The sequence below is a fragment of the Virgibacillus sp. W0430 genome, assembly GCF_051846935.1.
Classification (GTDB): domain Bacteria; phylum Bacillota; class Bacilli; order Bacillales; family Amphibacillaceae; genus JBPYCR01.
The window spans coordinates 1-4209 of sequence record NZ_JBPYCS010000051.1 but is presented as its reverse complement, the minus strand read 5'-3'; the positions used below and the strand labels follow the sequence as shown (position 1 = coordinate 4209).

5 protein-coding genes are annotated in these 4209 nt (G+C 37.5%); 4 read left to right on the top strand and 1 reads right to left on the bottom strand.

The features are described 5' to 3' along the window. Positions 1-405: 405 nt before the first annotated feature. The 4 genes from ACLIBH_RS14200 (at position 406) to ACLIBH_RS14185 (ending at position 3560) form a co-directional block, all read left to right on the top strand. A complete protein-coding gene (locus tag ACLIBH_RS14200; protein ID WP_439317372.1) occupies positions 406-561 on the top strand; it encodes a hypothetical protein in 156 nt (51 codons plus the stop codon). Between the two features lie 348 nt (positions 562-909). Beyond that, entirely contained in the window at positions 910-1461 is a 552-nt protein-coding gene (locus tag ACLIBH_RS14195; RefSeq protein ID WP_439317371.1) for a sigma-70 family RNA polymerase sigma factor, read from the top strand. Between the two features lie 192 nt (positions 1462-1653). Beyond that, on the top strand, positions 1654-2133 hold the full coding sequence (locus tag ACLIBH_RS14190) for a VanZ family protein (protein ID WP_439317370.1): 480 nt from the start codon (positions 1654-1656) through the stop codon (positions 2131-2133). Between the two features lie 503 nt (positions 2134-2636). After that, complete coding sequence (locus tag ACLIBH_RS14185) at positions 2637-3560, top strand: LCP family glycopolymer transferase (RefSeq protein ID WP_439317369.1); 924 nt, start codon at positions 2637-2639, stop codon at positions 3558-3560. Positions 3561-3841: 281 nt separating this feature from the next. On the opposite strand, the gene ACLIBH_RS14180 is transcribed toward ACLIBH_RS14185, so the two are convergent. Further along, a partial coding sequence (locus ACLIBH_RS14180; protein WP_439317368.1) for a PilZ domain-containing protein occupies positions 3842-4209 on the bottom strand: 368 nt, incomplete at its 5' end.

The window sequence follows — 4209 nt, the reverse complement described above, 5'->3', positions numbered from 1 at the left end:
AAATGCTATAAAGCACCAACGTAAAAAGCTAGGATGCCCCTCTTGGGGCGCCCTAGCTTTTTTAATTACACAGCTCGCGCGCTCCGAAAAAAGCTTCCCACGCTCATGATTGGCCTCCGCACGCTCGTAAAGTGTCTCCTCGCGCTCGCAAAGAGCGTTCTCGCGCTCGCAACGTGCGTCCGCACGCTCGCAAAGAGCGTTCTCGCGCTCGCAAAGAGCGTTCTCGCGCTCGCAAAGAGCGTTCTCGCGCTCGCAAAGAGCGTTCTCGCGCTCGCAAAGAGCGTTCTCGCGCTCGTAAAGTGCTCTCTCGCGCTTGTTCTGTTGCATGAAATTTAAATATGTAATAATAAAAAGGTGGCTGTCGGTTAAACTATTGAGGAGTAAATCTTCAGAGGAGGATATGGTATGTCAGAGGAAAATAAAAATCGAAATAAAGATAAAAACAAGCAACAGAATGTAATTAAGTATAATACTGCTTCGAAAAGAGATGCTGAGTTGTCGGCGGAACAGAATAGTGAATTTTTGAATTTGGATAATAAAAAAAATAAAAGAAAACGATAAATAAGTTACGTAATTATCCATTATAAAACCAGTATTTGGTGGAATATAGCCTCCACTACATACTGGTTTTTTATTTTCTTATACAACTTCATTCGTCAATGCCTCCCTTTACGAACGAGAACGTATGTTCTATAATTGGGTCGATAACATTAAAAAGCTGAACGCCTTTTAAAACACATAGACATGCTACTGATTCTGAATTACGAGCGATAGTAATAGTAAGGTCTGTATAAAAAAGCTAGCTTTTTTATATGATGCCCTCTCTTTGAGCGCACTTTGTATAAGAGGAAATAGAAAGTGAAATAAAAGTAGGGCTGGTGTTATTTTTAGCGGGAGGGGGGGATATGGGTGAGTGCGGAGGAAAAACTGACTTTTGAACAAATATTTAAGCAAAATGAACGAAGAATATACTTTTATATACACAAATTAAATGTACAAGATCCGCATCGAGAATTCTATCAGGAAGGGCTAGTTGCGATGTGGAATGCATATGAAAAGTATGAGCCGGATAAGGGGCCGCTTGCAACTTACTTTAATTATATGATTCGCAATCGCATGATTGATTTAATTCGTAAGAAATCGAGAGAACAACGTGCTGAAAAGGAAGTAGTTCATGAAGAAAAGAAAAAAATAGACTTAGGAAATCATATGCGTAAAAGTGACTCTCCATCAATTATTCATGGTTCTGCTGATTTATATGTGACGGATATGTATTTATGGGAACAGGTTAAAAGAGGCTTGACCGAAAAACAATGGAAGTGGGTCTATTATTCTATTGTAGAAGGAATGACTTACAAAGAAATTGCAAAACAAGAGCAAACTACGGTGGAAGCGGTAAAAAGCTGGGGAAGACAAGCACGTAAAAATTTGCGGAAAATGGGACTGTTTACAGAGAATTAACCCTTAGAGTAAATAGAACATTGTTCAATACAAAGGATAATTGTTATTTACAGCAAAGAAAGAAGCAGTACGTACTACCTGTTTAGAAATTGTACGAATGCATTTCTTTCTAGACCATTCCTTGGTATGCTATAGAAAAGTACGAAACGAATTGGCTTAATTCAAAATTATAGATAGTTAGGAACTGTACGTATGCGTAAATATTTTTCATGGTTAGCCGTTTTTATATGGATGGGATGTATTTTTTATTTGTCACATCAGCCGGCGACAAATTCAGATGCATTGAGCTCAAATTTGACGCAAGTTATTATGGAATGGTTTACAACAATTGCACCACAGGTGGAAATTCAGTGGGATATGTTGCACCACCTTATTCGAAAAAACGCGCATTTTATTGCTTACTTTATCTTAGGTGTCGTAGTTTTAAATGCATTGCAGCAGCTTACCGCATCAACGCAGAAAGTGGAATGCCGAATCAATGTTAAAAACTTTAGTATCTCCTTACTAATTTGCATATGCTATGCGCTATCTGATGAATTTCATCAATTATTTATTCCCGGGCGTTCTGGAGAATGGCGTGATGTAGGGATCGACAGTGCTGGGGCAATTGCTGGAATCTCCACGTTATTCATTATACAAAAAATTAAAAATCGGAAGGCTGTCTCAAAATAGCTTTCCGATTTTTCCGTGCGTTCGTGCAATCAATAGTGGATCCATTTAATGGGTAAATGATTTTACGCATGCTTGTTAAGCGCTATTGTACTTACCGTATGGATAGATTATGATAGGTAGATAGGTTCATTTAAAGTGTATTCGGAAAAACGCTGGAAGGAAATATGCTTCTAATAGCGATTATGATATATACATGCTTCACAGGGCAGAAAAAAGGCGGGACTTCTATCTATTCTCGCCCTGAACAATGCATGTCGTTGTGGCCGATGCGCACCAGAAGCACATCGACCTCTAGGATAGGAACTCTAATGTTAGCTTTATTTCGGTAGAAAGTAGAGCAGTTACGTTCTGTCATAAGATGTGTGGCTTGTTTAGCCGAGCTGAAGCTTCGCATAGGTTGTATACATGCAGTGCAGCATTTTTCAACTTCCACTAGCAAATCGGAATACTTAATATAATAGAGCAGTTAAAAATATACGAGACAACGATACGGGGTGACTTACATGAAAAGAGTAGAGCGAAAAAAATCGAGTTTCCGATGGTTGAAAATTACGTTGCTTCTTGTTGGAGCTATCACACTTGGAGTAGGTATTTATAGTTTTACCGTATATACGAACGCGAAAAATACGGTGAACGATAAGATGCATGAGCCAGTTCAGTCTATTGATACGACAAAAACAAAGCAGAAAATTAAAGCTACAGAGCCGTTAAACATTTTATTGCTCGGGATTGATGCAGAATCCGGAGAAAAAGGACGATCAGATGCACTAATCCTTCTTACGTTAGAGCCAAAAAGTGATCGGATGCAGCTCGTTAGTATTCCACGTGATACACGTACTACCATTGTTGGAAAACAGATTGAAGATAAAATCAATCATTCGTATGCTTTTGGTGGGACAGATATGACAATTGCAACCGTTGAAAACTTTCTTGATATAGATATTGATTACTACGTCCGAATGAATATGGCTGGTTTAAAAGAGCTCGTCAGTGAGCTAGGTACGATAACAGTAAACAATGAAATTGAATGGCGTGATAACAACTATACCTTTACGAAAGGGCCGATCGTCATGGATGCAGATCAGACGATGGCGTTTGTACGGATGCGTAAACAAGATCCAGCTGGTGACTTTGGTCGAACTAAGCGCCAACGTCAAGTGATTCAAGGCATTATAAATGAAGGTGCATCGATCGGTTCGGTGACTAAAATAGATCGTATGATTAACATATTTGGAACGAACATGGCAACGAACATGGATTTTGACGATATGAAGAAGATTTTTGGCGGATATAAAGATACGAGAAAAAACGTGACGGAATATATGATCGAAGGTACTGGAAAAAATATCGATGGGATTTATTATATGATCGTTTCGGAGGAAGAAGTACAGAAAGTACATGGGATGATTAAAGAAATGGAAATGTAACAATTCGTTTGATCTGAGTGTACAGGAAATAATCTAAGAAATTAGCACAGCTCCCTACTGACCATAGAATAAATTATTTTCCGGTTCAGTACTTTACTTTGCTTATCTTACGTGCAATGACAAGGACCAATTTTTAATAAATTTAGCTTTGAAGCATAGTCTCTTAGTAACAACGAACATAATAAAAAATGGTTTCGGTTATTCAAATTTAATAATCGAAACCATTTTTTCGTTATAGCCCAGTTTCCGAAAGCAATTATTTAAAGCTGTAAATATAACAATTACATTACTTTATGCGTTGCAAGCTCCAATGAATTCACAATGGCAGCTAACCTTTTTTCATCTTTGCTGTCTAATTCAATGAATTTTACACCGTAGTTAAAAACATTTCGGTTTATTTTAGATTCCTTTCTTATTAGTGTGCATTTCACATGAAAAGTTTCCTCGAAGATTTCAAAATAAATTAGTGTAACGACATGATATTGTACTGGTAAATCAATTGTACAACTAAACCTTAAGCCACCAACACTAATGTCATGTATATTTCCGACTACAGACTTTTTTATTAAAGAATTTAGTTTGTGTGTGCCAAAATCTAAAAAAGTAATTGTACAATTAATGTTGTCTAATACCTTAGCACGATAGTACT

Excerpts from the sequence above, each read along its gene's own strand:
- ACLIBH_RS14185 (WP_439317369.1), top strand. The coding sequence starts at position 2,637 with ATGAAAAGAGTAGAGCGAAAAAAATCGAGTTTCCGATGGTTGAAAATT.
- ACLIBH_RS14200 (WP_439317372.1), top strand. The coding sequence starts at position 406 with ATGTCAGAGGAAAATAAAAATCGAAATAAAGATAAAAACAAGCAACAG.
- ACLIBH_RS14190 (WP_439317370.1), top strand. The coding sequence starts at position 1,654 with ATGCGTAAATATTTTTCATGGTTAGCCGTTTTTATATGGATGGGATGT.